The following is a 20,731-nucleotide window of genomic DNA, read 5'->3' on the forward strand; positions in this document are numbered from 1 at the left end:
ACCCGACCCTGACCCACCGGCACCTGGCACCTGGCACCTGGCACCTGGCACCTGGCACCTGGCACCTGGCACCTGGCACCTGGCACCTGGCACCTGGCCGACCGTCGCAGCCAGGGTCACCGCCCGCGGCCCCCGTCTGCCGTGACTACAACACCGCCAGCTGGTAACAGCACCGTCAGCTGGTGACAGCACCCGCGGGAGCCAGCCCGCCGGCCTGTCCCGGCCGCGAGCTCACATCACATCCTCGCCCCGGCGACTCACCCAGTGATCGGAAGCGCCCTCGCCCCTCAGCGCCGGCACCGACACCGACAGCCGCGCGGCACCCCTCGACCGGACGACAGGCGACTGGAAACAGTCCGCACTCGATGCCCTGGAGAGTCATCACATTCAGTGATTGATCTCGGGAGCGGAAGCGGGCCCCGACTGAGGATGGGGATGGATGGCCCGTCGCACCGAGATAGCCGACGAGCCGCCCCGACGCATGCACTCCAGTGCACACAAGGGCAAAAGTCCAGGTCAGGGAGCTAGAAATCCAGCTGCAACCCGAGACCGAAGATCGACGCCAGCCCGGCATGGAAAGGCCGGGATCGCCTCGAGAGCACACCAGCCACAACCGAAGACACAGCACTGCGATTACTCTAAGTAAGAAAAATCAAACAAAACACAGGAAAAATCCGGCTGGAAAATCTGTGCGAAAGGTGCGTTCCGCGCGCGGGCGAACCCGCGAGCCGCGTCGGGCGGACGGACGCCGTTGTCCGACCACCGCGCCGTTCAGGCCGCAGCGGGCGATACCGGGGCGGCCATCCAGGCCAGATCCGCCACCGTGACCACGAGGCGACTGGCAATGTCCTGTGCGTCAAGTCCGCGGTCGAGGGCCTCCCGCAGTGCGATCCCGCGTACGGTCCGTAGTTCCAAACGTCGGGGATGGTCCGCCCACATCATCTGATCGGCGAGCCTGGCCCGCTCGACCGGATCCGTTACCTGCAGTACGTCGTCATAGGTCATCACGGGCCAACATGGTTACGGTTTGGCGGACGTTTCGCAACATTGCAGTGGCGACATTTTTGCCGCGGCACCGACCGGACCTCCCGGCCATGGCCGCCCCCTGTCACGATCCTGTCTCACCCCTGGCCCGATCACCACCAGCGCTGGGACACGGCAGCGTTCCCCGCCCGCCACCCGCCAGCCCACAGTGATGGAAAAATCACGCACGGTTCTGCGCCTGTCGGCCCCGCCCACATCCGCGAGGCGTCTGGCCCGCGGTCGCCCCTGGGCTGACGAACTACTGGAGAGCGGGGGCTCCGGCTTCGGCCCCAAGCCACTGGCCGGCGATTCTGAGCAGATCCCCCGATTCGCGCAACCGAGCGAGCGCGTCATTGACGCTCTGCGCCAGCGGGTTTCCCTTCTCGAACACCATGCCAAGCTGGTCCACCGGTTCCGCCCCGAAGAACTGCCCGAGGATGAACGCGTTCGGCAGGGTGTGCGTCAGCGCGAAAGCCGTGACGAAGTCGACGACGATGCCATCGATTGGCCCGTTTTCCAACGCCTCGGCCGCCTCGTTCGTATCGGTGAACACGGCGGGCTCCTGGACGGGTGCGATCAGCTTGGTGATCGTGGCCTGCCCGTTCCCGGTCGCCGGGACCCCCAGCTTGGCGTCCCGAAGTCCGGCCAGGGTGGTCACCTGCGCGATCCGTGAGGTCCTCAGTGCTACGACCGTCTGCGGGACGGTGTAGTAGCCGGCGCTCTGGTCAACGTTCTCGCGAAGCTGTGGGCTCATCGCCACGTGGTCGATGTCGATGTCAAAGTTCTTCTTGCCCGCAGCGAGCGCGTCGTTACGTGACACGGTCGTCCACCGCACCTGGTCGGCGGAAAAGCCGAGTTTCGCGGCGAGGGCATAGGCAAGCGCGCTTTCGAATCCGCGGCCGTTCGTGGGCTGGCCGTCGGCGAACCAGGGTGTGTCCATCGGCGCGCTCGTCGCGAACGTCAGCCGACCCTGATGCACGAGGTTCAGGTCACCGTCACCGTTGGACGATCCCGAACAGGCGGTCAGGGCGACCAGCAGCGCACTGACCGTCGCAAGCGCGCTGACCGTCGCGAACACACCGAGCCGCCGCGGGCGTGCGGACAGGGGCATGAGGGCCTCCGTGATGCCCACCGTCTCGCGGTGGCGCGCCGGACCAAAAATGACAAAAGGGTCTTACGTGCGGAAGTACCTCACAGTATGGCCGGATGACCGCGCGCCACTCGCCGCCGCCCCGTCCTGACCCGCGGCGGGTACCCCCGGACGGCGGTCGGCGCGGGAGACCCGCGGCGTGGGCGGGAGACCCGCGGGACGGGCGGGATCAGGGTGTCGGGGTGACCGGTGGGCCCACGTAGACGCCGCGCGGGCGAAGGCGAAGGGGGCGTTCCTGGTACTCCTCCAGCGCGTGCGCCAGCCATCCGCTGGACCGCGCCACCGCGAAGATCGCCTCGCCGGCATCGGCGGGCATCCCCGCGGCGAGTGTGAGCACGGCCAGGGCCAGATCGATGTTGGGGTGCGGGGCACGCTCCCGCCCGGCCGCCTGGACCAGTTCGTGGGCGGCCCCGCATGCCTGCCGCGCCGCCGGCACGGCGCTGAGCGCCCGCAGCAGGGCCCGGGCTCGCGGATCACCCTCGGGGTAGGCGGGATGCCCGAATCCGGGCACCGGCTGCCCCGTGCGCAACCGCTCGGAGAGCACGCCGACAGCGTCGTCCCCGTCCAGCACCTCTTTGATCATCCGGTGGGCCAGCCTGCTCGCCCCGCCGTGCAGCGGACCGTCGAGCGCGGCGAGACCGGCGGCGACCACCGCGTACGGGTCCGCTCGAGCCGAGGCCGCGACCCGTACCGCGAACGTGGACACCGCCAGGTCATGGTCCGCGAGCAGTCCCAGGGCCTGGTCCAGACAGGCCAGCGCGTCCTGATCACCCGCTGACCCGGTGAGCCCCCACCACAGCCGTCGCGCCAGCGGCCCCTGCTCGTCGTCGGACGGGCTGGACGGGCCGGACGGGCCGGACGCGTCGGATGGGCCGGACGGGCCGACCGACGGCCGCGCCACGGCCGCCACCAGGGCCGCCACGAGGGTGCGGGCGGTGAGCAGGACGCTCTCCTCACGCAGGTCGAAGCGCAACGGGTCGTTGGCCGCCGCGAGCGACACCACGATCCGCAGCCGATCGGTCAACCGAGCGCGCGCCGGCACGAGCGCACCGACCCGCGCGAGCACCCCGGCCAGTTCGGCGGGCACGACGAAGGGCACCACCGGGTCGAGCCGTCCCTGCCAGAGCCAGCCGGCGACCGCTTCGAACCGGTGCCGGGCCGCGAGATCGACGGCGTCGATGCCCCGGTAGTAGAGCCGACCACCCTCGATGACGGTCACCCGGGTACGCACCGCCGGCAGCCCGGACGCACCCTCGGACGTCGCGTCCACCCCGCCCCCACCGGGCACCCGGGCGGACCCGACGGCGAGGCCGGGGCCGCCACGCCCGCTTTCGCGCAGACGCTCCACCTCCGCGGGATCGAAGGTGCTGTCACGCCGCCCGGGTTCGCGCCGGCTGTGCAGCAGGCCGCGGCTCGCGTAGGCGTACACCGTCTCGATCTTGACTCCGAGTCGCTGGGCGACCTCCCGCGAGGTCAGCCGTGCCCGCTCGTCCTCCACCAGAGCCCTCCAGATTCCCGTAGCGCCCGCCTCCCCACCAGCCGAGGCAAGTGTACTGGTTCACGTTGATTGTAATCAACGTTGACTTCCTGGATGACTGGATCAATCGTTGATGGCGAGGAGGTCAATCATCATGGTGATCACAACGAGGGCGAAGGGCGCGACGGGCGCGGAGGCACCGCCCGGGTTGGCGGAGGCACCGCCCGGGTTGAAGGGGCTGGTCGTCACCCGCACGGAACTCGGCGACGTCCGTGGCCGCGAGGGCTTCTACCACTACCGGCAGTACTCGGCGATCGAGCTGGCCGAGCGCCGCGGGCTGGAGGACGTGTGGCAGCTGCTGATGTTCGGTGAGCTGCCGAGCGAGCAGGCCCGGGCCGCGTTCGCCGCCCGGGTGGCCCCGCTGCGCCACCTCCCACCCGAGATCATCGAGGTCCTGCCCACACTGGCACGGGCCGGACGTCAGGGCGGTCCGCTCGACGGGCTGCGCACGGCGCTGTCCCTGGTCGGCGCGTCCCGCGGCATGCGGCCGCTCTACGACGTCGACGCGGCCAGCCGCCTCGACGACGCGCTTGTGGTCGGGGCGGTCACGCCGACACTCGCCGCGGCCCTGCACCGGCTTGGGCGCGGGCTGGCCCCGGTGGCCCCTCGCGACGACCTGGCGTTCGCCGCGAACTACCTGTGGATGCTGCGGGGCGCGGAGCCGACCGCGGCCCAGGTCCGGGCGATCGAGCGGTACCTGATCTGCACGATCGACCATGGCTTCAACGCCTCGACGTTCACCGCCCGGGTGATCGCCTCGACCGGCGCGGATCTCACGGCCTGTGTGGTCGGCGCGATCGGCGCGCTGTCGGGCCCGCTGCACGGCGGAGCGCCGAGCCGGGCGCTGGACACCCTGGACGCGATCGGCAGCCCCGAGCGGATCGATCCCTGGATTCGCGAGCATGTCCTCGCGGGCGACCGGATCATGGGTTTCGGTCATGCGGTGTACCGCACGGAGGATCCCCGGTCGCGGATGTTGCGGGCGGTGGCCGAGGAGTTCGGCGGCGATCTGGTCACCTTCGCCGTGCGGGTCGAGCGGCGGGTGGTCGAACTGTTGGCCGAACTCAAACCGGGACGGGAGCTGCACACCAACGTCGAGTTCTACGCCGGCGTGGTGATGGAGCTGTGCGGCCTGGCCCGGGACATGTTCACCCCGACCTTCGCCGTGGCCCGCACGATCGGCTGGACGGCGAACGTTCTCGAGCAGACCGCTGATCCCCGCATCATCCGGCCTTCCGCCCGCTATGTGGGACCGCCGGCGCCGCAGCCGGTGCCCGACCGCGGCTAGACCACGACGACCACGTCCGGCGTTCGTCCGGCGGCGAGATCCGCGGGTCGTCGATGACCTCCGACGTCATCGACGACCCTGTGCGCGGCGCGACACAGTGTGCCCATGACAGCAGAACAGCAGACTGTGTCGGCGCCGTCCCAGCTCGAGTCCGTCGAGCGTTATCTCGCCGCCTGGAACACCACCGGCGACGTTCTGGCCAGGGCGGTGGCCGCCGCCCTCACCGAGGACGCGACCTACGTCGACCCCCTTGCCGACGTCGCCGGGCACGAGGCACTCGCCACACTGATCCGCGGCGTACAGCAGCAGTTCACCGGTTACGAGTTCCGCCTGACCGGTTCGCCGGACATCCATCACCAGGTCGCCCGCTTCGGCTGGGAACTGGTCTCCCGCACGGACGGTTCGGCACCGGTGGCGGGATTTGATGTCGTCACCTTCGCCGCGGACGGCCGCATCCGCACGGTCACCGGTTTCCTGGACCGCGTTCCGGGCGCGTAAGGCCTCGCCAGCCGGTCGCCGGTGCGGTGATCGCGCCGGGCCGCCGCACCGACGACCGGGACCACACGGCGCCCCGCCTACGGCGCCGCGGGGTCCACCATCCAGGCATCGCAAACGATCATCTGACGGTGAGCCTGGACACCTGACCGGTCACACCAGACGATGACCTGGCGGCGCAGGGTGTTCTGGTGCGGTCCATCGCCACGCCCGAGGACGCCGTCCCGTCCTGCGCGCCCTGCTCACCGAGGCCCCCAGATAGCGAGGCCCCCAGATAGCGTCGCTTCCATCGCCACGACGCGAAGCCGCACCGGCGGTCAGTACGGTCAGCGCACCGTCCCCACGCCCGGCACGGTTTCACGATCGAGGAGGCCGCCGCAGGGAGAGGACCACAGACGCGATGTTCCCCGTGGGCATGGTTGCCGGTCTGGTCGTCGCCCTCACGGGGGCGATCTGCGCCGCCCTGCTGTGGAGCGCGCCGTGGTGGGTCGCGGTCGGCGTGCTCGTCGCAGTCCTGGCACTCGCCGCCTACGACCTGCTCCAGTCGGGGCACGCGATCCTGCGCAACTACCCGGTCGCCGGGCATCTGCGGTTCGCGCTCGAGCACATCCGACCCGAGATCCAGCAGTACTTCATCGAGCGAAACTACGACGGCACACCCTTCGACCGGGATGTGCGCACCAGCGTGTACGAGCGGGCCAAGGGTATTCACAGCGACCAGGCGTTCGGCACCGAGCGGGACGTCAACGCGGTCGGCTACGAGTTCCTGCCACACTCGACGGCACCGCTGGACGTCGCCGCCGACGCGCCACCGCCACGGGTGCGGGTCGGCGGCCCCGACTGCACGCAGCCGTACGACATCGCGCTGCTGAACGTCTCCGCGATGAGTTTCGGGTCGCTGTCGGCCAACGCGGTGCTGGCGATGAACCGGGGCGCCGCCACCGGCGGTTTCGCCCATGACACCGGCGAAGGCGGCCTCACCGAGCACCACCTGCGCCACGGCGCCGACCTCGTCTGGGAGATCGGCAGCGGCTACTTCGGGGCACGCACCCCGGACGGCGACTTCGACCCGGCGCGGTTCAGGGACAAGGCGGCACTGCCGACGGTACGGATGGTCGAACTCAAACTCAGCCAGGGGGCGAAACCAGGCCTTGGCGGCATCCTGCCGGCGGCGAAGGTCAGCGCCGAGATCGCCGCCGCCCGGGGAGTCCCGGCCGGAGTGACCTGCGTGAGCCCGTCCGGCCACCGGGTGTTCGCCACCCCGCGGGAGCTGGTGCTGTTCATCGCGCGGATGCGCGAGCTCGCCGGCGGGAAGCCGACCGGGTTCAAGCTGTGCCTCGGATCCCGGCGGGAACTGCTGGCGATCTGCCGGGCGATGGTCGCCGAAGGCGTCACCCCCGACTTCATCGTCGTCGACGGGGCCGAAGGCGGCACCGGCGCGGCCCCGCTCGAATACGAGGATCATGTCGGCACACCGCTCACCGAGGGCCTGATCACCGTGCACAACGCGCTGGTCGGTGTCGGCCTGCGGGACCGGATTCGGATCGGGGCCAGCGGCAAGGTCGCCACCGGGGTGGACATCGTCAAACGGCTCGCCCAGGGCGCCGACTACACCAACTCGGCGCGGGCGATGATGATGGCCGTCGGCTGCATCCAGGCGCAGCGCTGCCACACCAACACCTGCCCCGTGGGCGTGGCCACCCAGGACCCGCGGCGTGCCCGCGCGCTGGACGTCGCCGACAAGAGCGAGCGGGTCCGCCGCTACCAGCAGGCCACCGTCGCCACCGCCGTCCAGATGATGGCGTCGCTGGGCTGCGCGACACCCGGCGAGCTGCACCCCGGCATGCTGATGCGCCGCGTCACCCACACCGACACCCGCAGCTACGCCGAGCTCTTCGACTGGCTGGAACCCGGCGAGCTGCTCGCCGACCCGCCGCCAGCCTGGATCGCCGACTGGATCACCGCCGACCCCGACAGCTTCCGAGCCTGACCACGCCCGTCGCGCGACCCCCGGGCGTCCGACCTCTGACGGCGCCGACGGACCACGCGCACGACGGTGACGGGCGCCGGGCGCCGGGCGCCGGGTGACGGACCCGGCGGAGGTGAAGGCCGACGGGCCCGACGGCTGGCGAAAACTGTCGGAGGGGACGGCTACGGTTCTGCCATCGGATGCGAACAGGCGTCCAATGCAGGCGACCAATGCAGGCGACCGATCCCGATGACCGATCCCGACGAAGGGTCCGCACATGCCCCCCATCACGCCGTGTCTGTGGTTCGACGATCAGGGCGAGCAGGCCGCGCAGCTGTACACGTCGTTGTTCGCGAACTCACGCATCACCAACGTCAGCCGGTACGGGCCCGGCGGGCGCCGGCCCGAGGGCATGGCGATGACCGTCCAGTTCGAGTTGGACGGTCGGGAGTACGTCGCGCTCAACGGCGGTCCCGAGTTCCCGCAGACCGAGGCCTTCTCCCTGCAGGTGTTCTGCGAGTCCCAGGCCGAGATCGACCGGTACTGGGACGTGCTCACCGCCGATGGTGGCGTGGAGAGCCAGTGCGGCTGGCTCAAGGACCGGTTCGGGGTGTCCTGGCAGATCGTGCCGTCCGCGCTGGGCGAGCTGCTCGGCGATCCGGACCCTGAGCGCTCGCGGCGGGCCACCGAGGCCATGTTCACAATGTCCAAGATCGATATCGAGGAGATCCGGCGCGCGGCGGCCGGCTGAGCGTTGCCGAGCCAGCTGCGGGCGAGAGCCACCACCCGCCCTCGGCTGCCGCACCCTGGCCGAATATGATCTTTTGTCGTGCGCAGGGTACTGATCGTGGGTGTGTCCGGGTCAGGCAAATCGACATTGGCCCGCCGACTCGCCGCCACGTTGTCCGTACCGCACATCGAGCTTGACGAACTGCGCCATGGTCCCGGCTGGGTGCCCCGGCCGACCTTCGTCGACGACGTCGACGCGGCCACCGCCGCACCCACCTGGGTGGTCGACGGTAACTACTCCGCTGTCCAGGATCTGATCTGGGCCCGCGCGGACACCGTGGTCTGGCTGGATCCGCCACGGTGGCTGGCGCAATGGCAGCTTCTGCGCCGCACGGCGGGGCGGCTGCTACTGCGCCGGCGACTGTGGAACGGCAACCGGGAACGCTGGCGTGACCTACCCCGGGCCGACCATCCGATCCGCTGGTCCTGGCGCAGGCATCCGATCTACCGCCAGCGATATGGCGAGCGCTTCGCCGCGCCCGGACCTGGCCAGACCTTCGTCCGTCTACACCGCCGCCGCGAGATCGAAGTCTGGCCGGCGGGTTGGCCCAACTGGCATGAGAAACCATGAGGGAGACAGGAGCAGGTGAACGCGCCGGAGCCCGTTCCGCGCTGACAGCGGGGGCTTGCGCCGCTCTCAGGAGCGCCGAAGCAGGGCACTCTGACAGTCCGCAAGAAAGGAAACCACCGTCGATCCGTTCGTCGTGTATCGTTTTGTCCGCCGTCCACGAACGGGGGCGCGTGGCGAGAGACGTCCCGCACATCAACACGCCTGGCGTTAGCAGGCCCGGTATTGATATGCCTGTTGTCGGCAGCGAAATTCTCGATCTTGAGGGTGCCCGCCTGCCGGGTTCGTACCGGACGGTGGAACAGGCCCGGGCAATGTTGCACAGTGTGATTCTTCGGCCCGTCCGCCTGCGGGCGACACATATGCGTCAGGCAAGCAAGGTCACGTAGGTGCGGGGAGTTACGTGGAGACATCCGCGGCGGACGCCGACTGGTTTTCACAGCGTCATCGGGCTCTGGCCGCCACCGTCTCGGAGTTCTTCCGAGGCAATCCCGCGGTCGTGGAGCGGGCTTTGCTGTGCATGTATGCCGAGGGGCATCTACTGCTCGACGACGTCCCCGGTGTGGGTAAGACATCTCTGGCCCGCGCGATTGCCCAGTCGGTGAGCGGCACGGTCCGGCGGGTGCAGTTCACGGCGGACCTGCTGCCCTCCGATGTCACCGGGGTGCGGATTTGGGATGCAGCCAGCCGGACGTTCGAGTTTCACCAGGGGCCGGTGTTCGCCAACGTGGCACTCGTCGACGAGATCAACCGGGCCTCCCCGAAGACACAGTCGGCACTGCTGGAGGTCATGGAGGAACGGCAGGTCACGGTCGACTCGACCACCTACCGGGTCCCCCGCCCGTTCATGGTGATCGCGACGCAGAACCCGGTCGAGCACGGCGGTACCTATGAGCTTCCCGAGGCCCAGATCGACCGGTTCATGATCCGCACCACGGTGGGCTACCCGGACCACGCGGCGGAGGTCGCGATTCTCGCCGCCGGCACCCGGGGTGCCCAGCCGGAGGACCTGCAACCGGTGCTCGCCGAAACCGACCTGCTGCGCATGACCGAGATCGTCCGGGGTGTGCACCTGTCGCCGGAGATGTACGACTACATTGTCATGATCGTCGCGGACACCAGGCGCTACCCGGACCAGATCCGGCTCGGTGTCAGCCCACGCGGTGGGTTGTCCCTCGCCCGGGCCGCGCAGGCCAGAGCCGCGGCTACGGGGCGTCCGTTCGTGACGCCGGACGATGTGAAGGCACTGGCGCCGGTCGTGCTGGGGCATCGGATCATCATGCGTCACGACGCGCGGCTCGACGGGCTCACCGGAACGGATGTGCTGGCGAGAATCACGGCATCAGTACGGATTCCGGATGCCTACGCCATCCACAGATGATCACTAGATCCGGCTGGGGGGCGCTCGTGGCCACCGCCGTGCTGCTGGCGAGCTGGCCGATGCTGCGGTATCCCGAACTTCTCGGTCTCGGGGTCACCGGTCTGGTGGTTCTTGCTGGCGGCGCGCTCTGGCTGCTGGCCAGACCGCGCGTCCGGGTGGCGCGGCGGATCGAGCCCAGCCGGGTCGCGCAGGGCGGCGAGGCACATGGTGTCCTGACCGTGACCAACGTCGGTTCGAGGCGGTGCCCGCCCTTTGTCGCCGTTGAGGCGGTGGCGGGACAGCGGGTGCGGGTGACGGTGCCGAGCCTCGCCGCTGGCGCCTCCCGGGAGATCGACTACCCGCTGCCCACCGATCGGCGCGGGGTTCATCCGGTAGGCCCACTGACAGTCGGGCACAGCGACCCGCTCGGCCTGTTCCGCGCTGCCAACACCTATCCCTCCCCCACCCGGCTGTGGGTGTATCCACGAGTGCATCCGATGGCGCCCCTGCCCACCGGGCGGTTCCCCGATCTCGACGGCCGGACCTCGGCCTTTGCACCGGCGGGCGGAGTTGCGTTCCACAGCCTGCGTGAGTACGCGCGAGGCGATGACCTCCGGCTGATCCACTGGCCGTCGACCGCCCGCACCGGAACTCTCATGATCCGTCACAACGTGGTCCCACACGAGCCGCGCATGCTGGTACTGCTCGACACCAGCGCCGCGCCCTACACCGACGAGTCCTTCGAATCCGCGGTACGGGTCGCCGTCTCCCTCGCGGTTGCCGCATTCGAGGGCGGGCATCCGGTGCAGGCCCGCACCACCGGCGGTGCACTGGCCTCGGCCGAGCGGGGCGCCTCCGGACGAGGGGCGCTGCTCGATCTGTTCGCCGAGGCCGGGCGGCGCGACGACGATCCTGGCCTCGCCGCGATCTCCGGGCTCGACACGGCCCAGGACGGCGCCGCACTGGCGATTGTCACCGGCACCCCGCGGCAGGCGGCGCTACACGCCGTCGGGCCTACGCTGCGCCGGTTCCCCGCGGCCAGCGTCGCGTTTCTCGGCGCGCATGCCGGCGGCCCGGCCCCTGCGGTTCCGGGAGCGTTCACGGTGGCTGCCGCCACCAGCGCGGACTTTGCCACCGTGTGGAACCGAACCGTGCGGTGAGCATGCCCGCGAGGTCCCGATCGGGCCGGTCGTGGCAGCTCGCCCAGGCGGCGCTGTTGCTGACCGTGGCGCTGGCTGTGGCCGGTGAGTTCGCCGCCCTTTTCGCCGGATGGACCGCGTGGCCTGTGCTGGCCGGCGCGGTTCTGGCGAGCGCGGCGGCGACCGGCGCGGCGCGGCGCCTCAGCACCAGGATGGACGTGCGGGTTGTCGTCAGCCTCGCTGGACTGGCGACTTTTCTGGTCGTCGCCGTGTTCGGCTGGGCCGACGGCCGAGCCGTTGGCGGCCCGCGGGCCGCCCTGTCCGGACTGCGGCGTGGCTGGTCGAGCCTCCTGGCGGCTGGCCTACCCACCGATCCGCGTCCAAGCCTGCTGGCCGTTCCCGTCCTGTTGTTATGGCTGGCGACCGCGCTGGCCGTGACTCTCGCGACCCGGTCCGACACCACGCTTGCACCACTTGCGCCACTTGTTCTCGCCTTTGCCGTGGCCGCGTCGCTGCTGACACTGTCGGACCACCCGCCCCTGGCCACCAGTACGGTTCTGGCGCTTGCTGGGCTGGGTTTCGGCCTCGCCCGCGGAGCTCGGCGCGGCGATGACGCGGCGCCCGGGCTCGGCGCGGGTGCGGTCCTGCTCGGCGCGCCAGTGGTGGTGGTGGCCGTGCTGGCCGGGATCACCCTGACCGCCGTCGCACCCGGAAGCGGTCGTTTCGACCCGCGTACCGTCCATCCCCAGCCAGTGCTCGCCGTCGCCCAACTGGACCCGTTGGCACAGGTCCGCCCGCAGTTGTCCGCCGCGCCGCCGCGGGCTCTGGGCACGATCCGGCTGGCCTCGTCCAACGGACGGCTGCCCGTCGACCGGGTGTTGACCGCGGTGCTCGGCGACTTCGACGGGGCAAGCTGGCGCAACCTCGACCCCTACCTGCCGGTGGGCCACACACTTCCCTCCGACCCGGATCAAAAACGGTCGGGGCAGGTCGCGACTGGGACGATCACCGTACGGGGGGATGTCACCCTGGACCACCTCGACACGGCGTTGCTGCCCGTGGCCGGCCAACCCTCCCGGCTGCGCGGAACGCCGACGGCGTTCGACGCCCGAACCGGCACCCTGATCAGCACCGCTCCCGGTGGCGCCCGTGGCGCGCGCTACCGGTTCACCGCGGCTGTCGCCGACATGTCACCCGACCGCCTGGCGGACGCGGTCGCCGGCACCGGACCCTCGCTGGCCCGTTACCGCACCGTCCCGCCCGGGGCGCCACCGCAGCTGGCCATGGTGGCGGCCCGGGCCACCGCCGGGGCCGCCACGCCCTACGCCCAGCTGACCGCGCTGCAGCGCTACCTGCGCGACCCGACGCGTTTCCCCTACGACCTCGCCGGCCGCCCCGGACACTCCTACGGCGCGCTGACCAGGCTGCTGACCAGTGAGGATCCGCGGGAGCGACACAGCTACGCCGAGCAGCATGCCGCTGCCTTCGCACTCCTGGCCCGGCTGCGCGGCTTTCCCACCCGGATCGCGGTCGGCTACCTGCTGGGCCCGCGGACCCCCGGCCGGCCTGGTGTCTACACGATCAGTCAGGCGCGAGCGCATGCCTGGCCAGAGGTCTACCTGGCTGGTTTCGGCTGGGTCACGTTCGAGCCGACCGACACCAGTCATCTGGCGCTCGAACTACCTCCGGACGCCGCCGGCCAGGGCACAGGCCGCACGGGAAACCCGCCGCCCACCGCGGCCGCCGCGTCGGGCCGGACCACGGCGCCGCTGTCAGCCCTGCCCACGCTCGACCAGCGCGACGCGGACGGCCAGATGTCCGCTCGTCACGTCGTTGTGGTGGTGCTGCTCGCCGTTCTGCTGGTGCTCGGGGTACTCGGCCCCCTGGCCGTCGTCGCGGAGAAGGCCCGCCGACGGCGGCGCCGGTGCCGCACCGGCCCGCCCGGCCAGCGGGTTGCGGCGGCTTGGCGGGAGGCCCGCGATCGGCTGTCCGAGTGGGGTGTCTCCCCGGCGGCGACCCGTTCGGTCGAGGAGGTCCTCCGGGACGCGGCCGTGCTCGGTTCGGCCGTCACCGAACCGCTCCTGCGGTTGGCGCCGCTGGTCAGCCAGGCCTTGTACGACCGGGGGGAGCCTGCGGACGGCGACGCCGCGCAGGCCTGGGAGCTGGTGGTGCTGCTGCGTCAGCGGATCGCCGCCGCAGTGTGGTGGCCGCGACGGCTGCGCGCGGCCCTCGACCCGAGGCCGGTACTGCGCTCCGGACGTCCCGGACCCGGCGGACATCCCGGACGCCAGGGCGCAGGTGGGCGGGCCATCGTGACGGCAGGGAGGTCCGATGGCTGAGCCTCGAACCGACGCCGACGGTCGCCGGGTGCACCCGGCGCGTCGGCGATGGGCGGAAGGCCTGCTCGCCGCCGTCCTGTTCCTGGTCGCGCTGGTCGTCGCCGGGACGGCGGACGCCGGCGGGCAGCATCGGATCGATATCGGCGGTGACGCGGCCTGGCTGGTCTCCGATGCGGTCGGGCAGGTCGCGCTGGTGGACGGCGCGTCCGCGGAGGTCATCACGCAGGTGCGGGTCGGCCGGCCAGGCCTGCCCCCCGGGTCACTGAGCATCGCCCAGGCGGATCTCGACGCCTTCGTCGTCGATGCCTCCACCGGCACCGTGGGTCGGATCAGCGGCGCGACCTACGCCTGGGACCACCGCAGCGGTCTGCTCACCGCCGGCGACACCGCCGGTCTGTTCGTCGGCTCGGAATCGCTCTACCTGCTGGATAATCGTGCCGGAGTGGTGACGACCAGTGATGCTTCGACGCTGTCGGTGCGCGGACGGCAGTCGTTGGCGGCCAGGGTGGGCACGGATGGCGGTGTCGTCGACCGGGCCGGGCGGCTGTGGCTGGTCGACACGTCCACCGGAGACCTCGTCTGGTTCGACGGGACGACCCGACACGACCGGCCCCGGACGGCCGACCCCACGCACAGCCGGCTGGTGCTCGCGGATGGCCGGCCGGTCCTCGTCAACCTGGTCCGCCGGCAGGTCAGCCCGTTGTCGTCCAACGGGGCGGCACGCCCGTCCACCTGTCTGGACGTCGGCGCAGCCGACAGCGATGTGCAGATCGCCGGCGCCTCGGACTCGGACCGGGTGTACGCGGCGGTGGGCAGCCGCGGGGTGCTCACGATCGCAGACCTCGCCGCCCGTCAGTGTGGGTCGGTGATCGACCTTGACGCGGCCGGACACGAGCTGGGCGCGCCGGTGGGTCTCGGCGACCGGGTTTTCGTGCCTGACTTCACCGCCGGCGCCGTGCACGTGGTGGACACGGCCGCCGGCCGGAAGCTGGTCACCCGGCGCGTTCTGGCACCCCGCCATCAGTTCAGCCTGACCACGCAAGGAGACTTCGTCTTCTACAACGACCCGGCGGGCAGCGTCGCCGGAGTGATCCGTCTGGACGGCTCGACCGCCGAGGTCCGCAAGTACGGCGCCGAGCGCATCGGCGCGGGACCAGGCGGGACGGATGTCGGTGACGGCGCATCGGCCGATGACCACCCGCCTGGCAGCACACCGGCTGACGGCCCGGGCACCGGTGACGTCCCGCGGCCGACCGCGACCCCGCCGGGCGGCGCCTCGACCCCCACACCCCCGCCGGCCGGCGCGCCCACGGGACGCAGCCCCGAGCCCGAGCCCAACTCCACCCGCCCGCCCTCCGACGGCGCGGTTCTGCCATCGACGCCACAGACCCCGGTGCCACAGACCCCGCGACCGGCGAACCCGGGGCCCGGTGGCGGGCAGACCCGGCCTGACCCGGTGCTCACGACCGATCCACAGCCACAGCAGCCGCGGCTGACGATCGAGGCGAGCACGACGAGCGCCACCGTCGGGCAGAACGTGCGGTTGCGGGTCGCCGGCTCCGGGGTGGTCGATGCCTCGTGGGTCTTCGGCGATGACAGCCCCTCCTCGCAGGGCATCAACACCACCCATGCCTGGACGGCACCCGGCCGTTACGTGATCAGCGCGAACGTGACGCTTGCGAGCGGACCGGTCTCGGTCGTGAACGCGGGAATCACGGTGCGCGCCGGGCCCGCCCCGCAGCAGCCAACCGCGACCGGACCGACGGCCCGGGTGGCTCTCACTCCGGCCACCGGCGAGGCACCGCTGGCGGTCCGGGTTGACGCGTCCGCCTCGACGGCCGGATCCAGCCCGATCGACGGCTACACGATCGACTTCGGCGACGGGACGACCGCCGCCGGCGCCACGGCAACGCACACCTTCGCCCGGGCCGGCGACTTCACCGTGACCGTCGCGGTGACGGACGGTGCCGGGCTCCGCTCGACGGCCAGCGCGACCGCGCACGTCACCACCACCGCCGCCGGGCCGATAGCCCGCCTGACCACCAGCAGCAGCCAGCCGACGGTGCCCACGGACATCGTCGCCGACGCCTCGGCGTCCACGGCCGGCTCCGCATCGATCGCCAGCTACACGTTCGCCTTCAGCGACGGCACCACCGTCGGGCCGCAGGCCTCCGCCACCATCCACCACTCCGTCACCGCCGCCGGCACCTACACCGTGAACGTCACCGTCCGCGATCAGGCGGGCCGCTCTTCCACCGCCAATGCCGGCACCCAGGTCACCGCCCCTGCCCGCGTTCCCCCGACGGCCGCGCTCGTGTTCGAACGGGCGCCGGCGGGTGGCGTCGGGGGCTACCTCTATCGACTCAATGCCTCCGGCTCACGGCCAGGGTCGGCCCCGATCGTCTCGTACCTCTTTGACTTCGGCGACGGAGAAGGCGATGGGCCCAGCACCGAGCCCACGTCCGCGTACCACGAATATCTGGCCGGTGTACATCAGGCGTCGGTGACAGTCACCGACCAGAACGGCCTGCGGAGCACCGCGACCACCACGTTGGACGGGCAGGCGTCCATCGCTCTGGAGAAAACCGTCGTCGCCTCCTCTTCCGCCGGAACCACCTATTCCGTCACAGGCACCTCTCGTGGCGCGGCCATCCTCGTGCGTTCGGTGAGTGGCACGGGCATCCACGATGACCAGTGCACCGGCAGCCGGTTCGACTCCGTTTCCGGCCGGCCGTGCACCTTCCAGGTGGACGTTCCCGCTGGAACGGCGTCGTCGGTGGTCACGGTGGTCAGCAACGCGCAGAACAGCCCGACGAGTATCGACGTGGCGAAGTAACCGGTGCTGGTCGAACGCGCCCAGGTCGAGGCGGCCCTGCCCGGCTACGAGCTCGGCGTCGTCCTCGGGCAGGGCGCGAGCGGGGTCGTGCTCGAGGCCCGGCACCGGCAGATCTCCCGGCGGGTCGCCGTCAAGGTGCTGACCCGGGCGGGGGTGCAGGCGCGGGCCGGGTTCCGCCGCGAGGCCGACGTGCTCGCCGGCCTCGACCACCCGCACATCGTGCGGATCTACGACTACGTCGAACGCGACGACCTGGCCCTGCTGATCATGGAGCATCTGGGTGGCGGGACGCTGCGGACCCGGCTGCCCACGACGTCCCAGGCGGCGGCCTGCGCGGTCGGACTGGCGGCCGCCGACGCGCTGGCCGCCGCCCACGCCGCCGGGGTGCTGCACCGGGACGTCAAACCCGCCAACATCCTGTTCACCCGGGACGGCGCACCGAAGCTCGTCGACTTCGGCATCAGCCGGTTCTTCGGCGGCAGCAGCACCTCGGTGCACTCGATCGCCGGCACCCCCGGCTACATGGCGCCGGAACAGATCGGCGGCGGCCGGGTCGGCGCCGGGACCGATCTGTACGCGCTGGGGGTGGTGCTGTTCCGGCTGCTGTCCGGCGGTATGCCGATCGACCCGGGGCTGCCCCCCGCGCAGATCTGGCGCCGCCAGGTCGACGAACCCGCCCCGGCGCCCCGGGGGGTCGCCGATCCGCTGGCCGCGGTGATCCGCCAGGCCCTGCAACGGGACCGGAACGACCGGCAGGGCAGCGCCGCCGAGTTCGCCCGCCAGCTCGCGACGGCGGCCACCGCCGTGTTCGGCTCCGGCTGGCTGGCCGCCAGCGGCGTCATCGTGCGCGCCGAACGCGCACTCCTCGACGCCACCCATGACGCGACCGCCCACCACCGGCCACCTCTCGCCGACCTGACCACCCACACTCCCACCTCGCCGGCAGCGCCAGCCGAGCCGCGGACGCCGCCGCCAGGACCGACGGCACCAGGCCCACCGGCACCAGGCCCACCGGCCGAGCAGACCACACAGACCGCACAGACCGCACGCCCCGACACCAGTGACCTGACCGACCCGGCGCGACATCACGACGTTGCCAGCGACGGTGGTGACGCGAGCGATCTGGTCATCGAGACCGGCGCGTCCCGCCGAACCGGCCGAGAGGACGGCTCCGCTGGCGATGGCCGGGACCGCGAACGTCATCGCCGACAAGCCCGCCTTGCGATCCCGGCGGCGGTCGCCGCCGTTGCCGCGATCATCATCGTCACGGTGCTGTTCCCCGGTGGCTCGGACGCCAATGGACGTGACACCGGGCAGGCCGTTGGCACGACCGGACCGTCGTCCTCGGTCGGGCCGGCGCCGTCCTCGGCCGGCAGCGGAACCGCACCATCCGCTGTCCCGGCTGCCCGGCTGGGCACCCGCCTGCTCGGCCCGACGGGCCCGACGGGTGCGACAGATCCGGCGCGGACAGCGGGCGCGGTCGTTTCCGGCCTGGCTGCCGGCCCGGACGGTACACAGGTCGCCGTCGGGGGCACCTCCGGCGGCGAGTTGACGTCCGCCCCCGCCGATGTGACCCCGCTGGCGTGGGTGTCCGCCGAGGGGCAACGGTGGCAGGCCGTTACGGTCGTGCTGCCAGCCGGCGCGCGGTCAGGGTCGATGGCGGCTGTCGCCTACCTTCCCGGCCATGGCTTCGTCGCCGTCGGCAGCATCCGCCCGGCCGTCTCGCCCACCCCGGCGGCCAGTGGCGGCGCCGAGGCGAGCCGTCCGGCGCTGTGGCGCTCATCGGACGGGCGCGGCTGGACCGCTGTGCCCAGCGCCGCTGACCTGTCCGGTGAGATCACCGGCCTTGTCCCGCATGCCGACGCCCTGCTCGCGGTGGGACGGCCAGCGGACGACCGGGGCGAGGGTGCGGTGTGGCGGTCTGTCGACGGCATCGCCTGGACCCGGGTGACCGTGCAGGGTCTCGGCGGCCCGGCGGAGCAGCGGGTGGACTGCGCGGTGGAGCTGGCCGGCGGCTCGCTGCTCGCGGCCGGCACCGAACTGGCGGGCAGCGCCACAGTCACCCGCCTACGCCGATCCTCCGACGGCGCGCGCTGGGAGCTCACCGCCGCCTCGCTGCCGTCCGGCCTGGTCCTGACCTCGCTGGCCCGGCTACCGGACAACCGGGTGCTCGGCATCGGGTCGACCGGCGGCGCGTCCGACCTGCGACCTGCGCTCGCGGTCGGCGACCCCACCGGCGGGCGCTGGACCGTGATCCCGCTGGCGACGGCCTCCCGCACCGAGCTGCTCGGGGTCCTCGTGGCGGGCGCCACCGTACGCGTCGCCGGCACGGTGGCAGACGCGAAGGGAGGCCCGCCGTCCGCCGGGATCTGGCAGTTGCCGCTGCGGTGACACGCGCCTGCGGCCAGCGGGCACAGGGATCAGGGCGCGAGCAGGATCAGGGCGGTGCGGACGGCCACGGCGACGATCTCGCCGCGCTGGTTACGGGCGGTGTGCTCGAAGGTGACCACGCCCTCGCCGGGCCGGCTACGGGAACGCCGCTTCGCGAGCACGACCGTCTCGGCGTTGAGGGTGTCGCCGTGGAACACGGGCGTCGGGAAACGGATCTCACCGAAGCCGAGGTTGGCGACGGTGGTGCCCTGGGTGAGCTGGCTGACGGACAGCCCGACCAGGGTCGACAGGGTGAACATGCTGTTCACCAGACGGGTGCCGAACGGCTGGGTGCTGCTCCACGCCTCGTCCAGGTGCAGGGCCTGCGCGTTCATCGTCAGGGTGCTGAACAGCGTGTTGTCGGCCTCGCCGACGGTGCGGCCCGGCCGGTGGGCGTAGACGACGTCCGTCTCGAGTTCGTCGAAGTACAGCCCACGCTGCTCGACCCGCCGCCGCGAGCCCGCCGACGTGTCGCCGCCGCGTGAGGATGAAGCGGCGTCGGGGGATGAAGCGCCGTCGTGGCGAGGCGCACCGCCGTCGGACGCGGTCATCCCGGTCACAGGCCCAGGTGACGGGCGATGAGGAGCTTCTGGATCTCGCTGGTGCCCTCACCGATCTCGAGGATCTTGCTGTCCCGCCAGTGCCGGGCGACCGGATACTCGTTCATGAACCCGTTGCCACCGTGGATCTGGGTGGCGTCGCGGGCGTTGTCGACGGCGGCGGCGCTGCTGACCAGCTTGGCGATCGCGGCTTCCTTGGCGAACGGCCGGCCGGCGAGGACCCGGGCCGCCGCGTCGTAGTAGGCGGTGCGGGCGACGTGGGTGCGCGCCTCCATCTCGGCGATCATGAAAGCGATCCCCTGATGGGACGCGATCGGCTGGCCGAAGGCGCGGCGGCTGCGGGCGTAGGCGACCGACTCGTCCACGCATCCCTGGGCCAGGCCCACGGCCAGCGCCGAGATCGCGATCCGGCCCTCGGCGAGGATCGCGAGGAAGTTCGCGTAGCCGCGGCCCCGTTCCCCGAGCAGATGGTCCGCGGGTACGCGCACGTCGGTCAGTGTCAGCGGATGGGTGTCGCTGGCATGCCAGCCCACCTTCGAGTACGCCGGCCCCACCTCGAGCCCGGCGCTGGGCACCGGCACCACGATCGCACTGATCTCCCTGGGCGGCCCACCGCCGCCACCGGACGGACTCGTCCGGCCGGACGGGCTGGACGCCGGGCTGGTCCGGGCGGTCACGGTGACGAGCCGGGTGATGTCGGTACCGGAGTTCGTGATGAACGACTTCGACCCGTTGACGACCCAGGCGCCGTCCACCAGCTCGGCGGACGTTCGGGTGCCGCCCGCGTCACTACCGGCTTCCGGCTCGGTCAGGCCGAAGGCGCCCAGGGCCTCCCCCGCGCACAACGCCGGCAGCCACCGTTGCCGCTGCTCCTCGGTGCCGAACCGGTAGATCGGCATCGCGCCGAGCCCGCAGCCGGCCTCCAGGGTGATCGCCACCGACGAGTCGACCCGGGCCAGCTCCTCGATCGCCAGACACAGGGAGAACAGATCGCCGCCCATCCCGCCGTACCGCTCGGGAAACGGCAGTCCGAACAGCCCCATCTTCGCCATCGCCGCGACGACCTCGTACGGGAACGACCGCTGTTCGTCATGGTGCGCGGCCACCGGCGCGACCACCTCCCGGGCGAACTCGGCGACCGAACGCCGCAGCGCCTCCTGCTCGTCACTGAGCCCCGTGTCCGGCACGGCACACCTCCCGTCCGACCCTCACCTGACCGACCGCACCCGGACGCCCCGCATCCATCAC

The 20,731-nt window shown here is 71.6% G+C and carries 15 protein-coding genes; 10 read left to right on the forward strand and 5 right to left on the reverse strand.

From position 1 onward, the window contains the following. Positions 1-771 precede the first annotated feature (771 nt). From MXD61_RS21430 to MXD61_RS21440, 3 genes are all read right to left on the reverse strand, one after another. Positions 772-1,005, reverse strand: coding sequence for a hypothetical protein (locus MXD61_RS21430; protein ID WP_248815247.1), 234 nt, complete (start codon positions 1,003-1,005; stop codon positions 772-774). Positions 1,006-1,282: 277 nt separating this feature from the next. After that, positions 1,283-2,134 carry an ABC transporter substrate-binding protein gene (locus MXD61_RS21435; protein WP_248815248.1) on the reverse strand — a complete coding sequence of 284 codons (852 nt, stop codon included), beginning with the start codon at positions 2,132-2,134 and terminating at the stop codon, positions 1,283-1,285. Positions 2,135-2,342: 208 nt separating this feature from the next. Further along, entirely contained in the window at positions 2,343-3,671 is a 1,329-nt protein-coding gene (locus tag MXD61_RS21440) for a citrate/2-methylcitrate synthase (RefSeq protein ID WP_248815249.1), read from the reverse strand. A gap of 133 nt (positions 3,672-3,804) precedes the next feature. Between MXD61_RS21440 and MXD61_RS21445 the strand changes: the two genes are divergently transcribed. The 10 genes from MXD61_RS21445 to MXD61_RS21490 all read left to right on the forward strand — a co-directional run bounded on the left by MXD61_RS21445 (position 3,805) and on the right by MXD61_RS21490 (position 18,884). Next, complete coding sequence (locus tag MXD61_RS21445; protein ID WP_248815250.1) at positions 3,805-4,998, forward strand: citrate/2-methylcitrate synthase; 1,194 nt, start codon at positions 3,805-3,807, stop codon at positions 4,996-4,998. 105 nt (positions 4,999-5,103) lie between these two features. Further along, a complete protein-coding gene (locus tag MXD61_RS21450; RefSeq protein WP_248815251.1) occupies positions 5,104-5,496 on the forward strand; it encodes a nuclear transport factor 2 family protein in 393 nt (130 codons plus the stop codon). Positions 5,497-5,893: 397 nt separating this feature from the next. Next, complete coding sequence (locus MXD61_RS21455; RefSeq protein ID WP_248815252.1) at positions 5,894-7,483, forward strand: FMN-binding glutamate synthase family protein; 1,590 nt, start codon at positions 5,894-5,896, stop codon at positions 7,481-7,483. Positions 7,484-7,739: 256 nt separating this feature from the next. Beyond that, positions 7,740-8,213 carry a VOC family protein gene (locus MXD61_RS21460; protein ID WP_163550076.1) on the forward strand — a complete coding sequence of 158 codons (474 nt, stop codon included), beginning with the start codon at positions 7,740-7,742 and terminating at the stop codon, positions 8,211-8,213. A gap of 78 nt (positions 8,214-8,291) precedes the next feature. Next, positions 8,292-8,822 carry an AAA family ATPase gene (locus MXD61_RS21465; RefSeq protein WP_248815253.1) on the forward strand — a complete coding sequence of 177 codons (531 nt, stop codon included), beginning with the start codon at positions 8,292-8,294 and terminating at the stop codon, positions 8,820-8,822. A 400-nt stretch (positions 8,823-9,222) separates the two neighbouring features. Further along, entirely contained in the window at positions 9,223-10,200 is a 978-nt protein-coding gene (locus MXD61_RS21470) for an AAA family ATPase (RefSeq protein WP_374629339.1), read from the forward strand. After that, complete coding sequence (locus MXD61_RS21475; protein WP_248815254.1) at positions 10,197-11,339, forward strand: DUF58 domain-containing protein; 1,143 nt, start codon at positions 10,197-10,199, stop codon at positions 11,337-11,339. The genes MXD61_RS21470 and MXD61_RS21475 overlap by 4 nt, the downstream gene beginning before the upstream one ends. Before the next feature lie 2 nt (positions 11,340-11,341). Continuing rightward, positions 11,342-13,657 carry a transglutaminase-like domain-containing protein gene (locus MXD61_RS21480; protein WP_248815318.1) on the forward strand — a complete coding sequence of 772 codons (2,316 nt, stop codon included), beginning with the start codon at positions 11,342-11,344 and terminating at the stop codon, positions 13,655-13,657. After that, positions 13,650-16,493, forward strand: coding sequence for a PKD domain-containing protein (locus MXD61_RS21485; RefSeq protein WP_248815255.1), 2,844 nt, complete (start codon positions 13,650-13,652; stop codon positions 16,491-16,493). Before MXD61_RS21480 ends, MXD61_RS21485 begins: the two co-directional genes overlap by 8 nt. A gap of 3 nt (positions 16,494-16,496) precedes the next feature. Further along, positions 16,497-18,884 (forward strand): serine/threonine-protein kinase, encoded by a 2,388-nt coding sequence (locus MXD61_RS21490; protein ID WP_248815256.1) that lies wholly within the window; start codon positions 16,497-16,499, stop codon positions 18,882-18,884. A 29-nt stretch (positions 18,885-18,913) separates the two neighbouring features. On the opposite strand, the gene MXD61_RS21495 is transcribed toward MXD61_RS21490, so the two are convergent. Together MXD61_RS21495 and MXD61_RS21500 are read right to left on the reverse strand one after the other, a co-directional pair. Further along, positions 18,914-19,474 carry a MaoC family dehydratase gene (locus tag MXD61_RS21495; RefSeq protein WP_248815257.1) on the reverse strand — a complete coding sequence of 187 codons (561 nt, stop codon included), beginning with the start codon at positions 19,472-19,474 and terminating at the stop codon, positions 18,914-18,916. A 5-nt stretch (positions 19,475-19,479) separates the two neighbouring features. After that, complete coding sequence (locus MXD61_RS21500) at positions 19,480-20,670, reverse strand: acyl-CoA dehydrogenase family protein (RefSeq protein WP_248815258.1); 1,191 nt, start codon at positions 20,668-20,670, stop codon at positions 19,480-19,482. Between the last annotated feature and the right edge of the window lie 61 nt (positions 20,671-20,731).

Origin of the sequence: Frankia sp. AgPm24 (assembly GCF_023243055.1) — a bacterium.
GTDB lineage: Bacteria > Actinomycetota > Actinomycetes > Frankiales > Frankiaceae > Frankia > Frankia umida.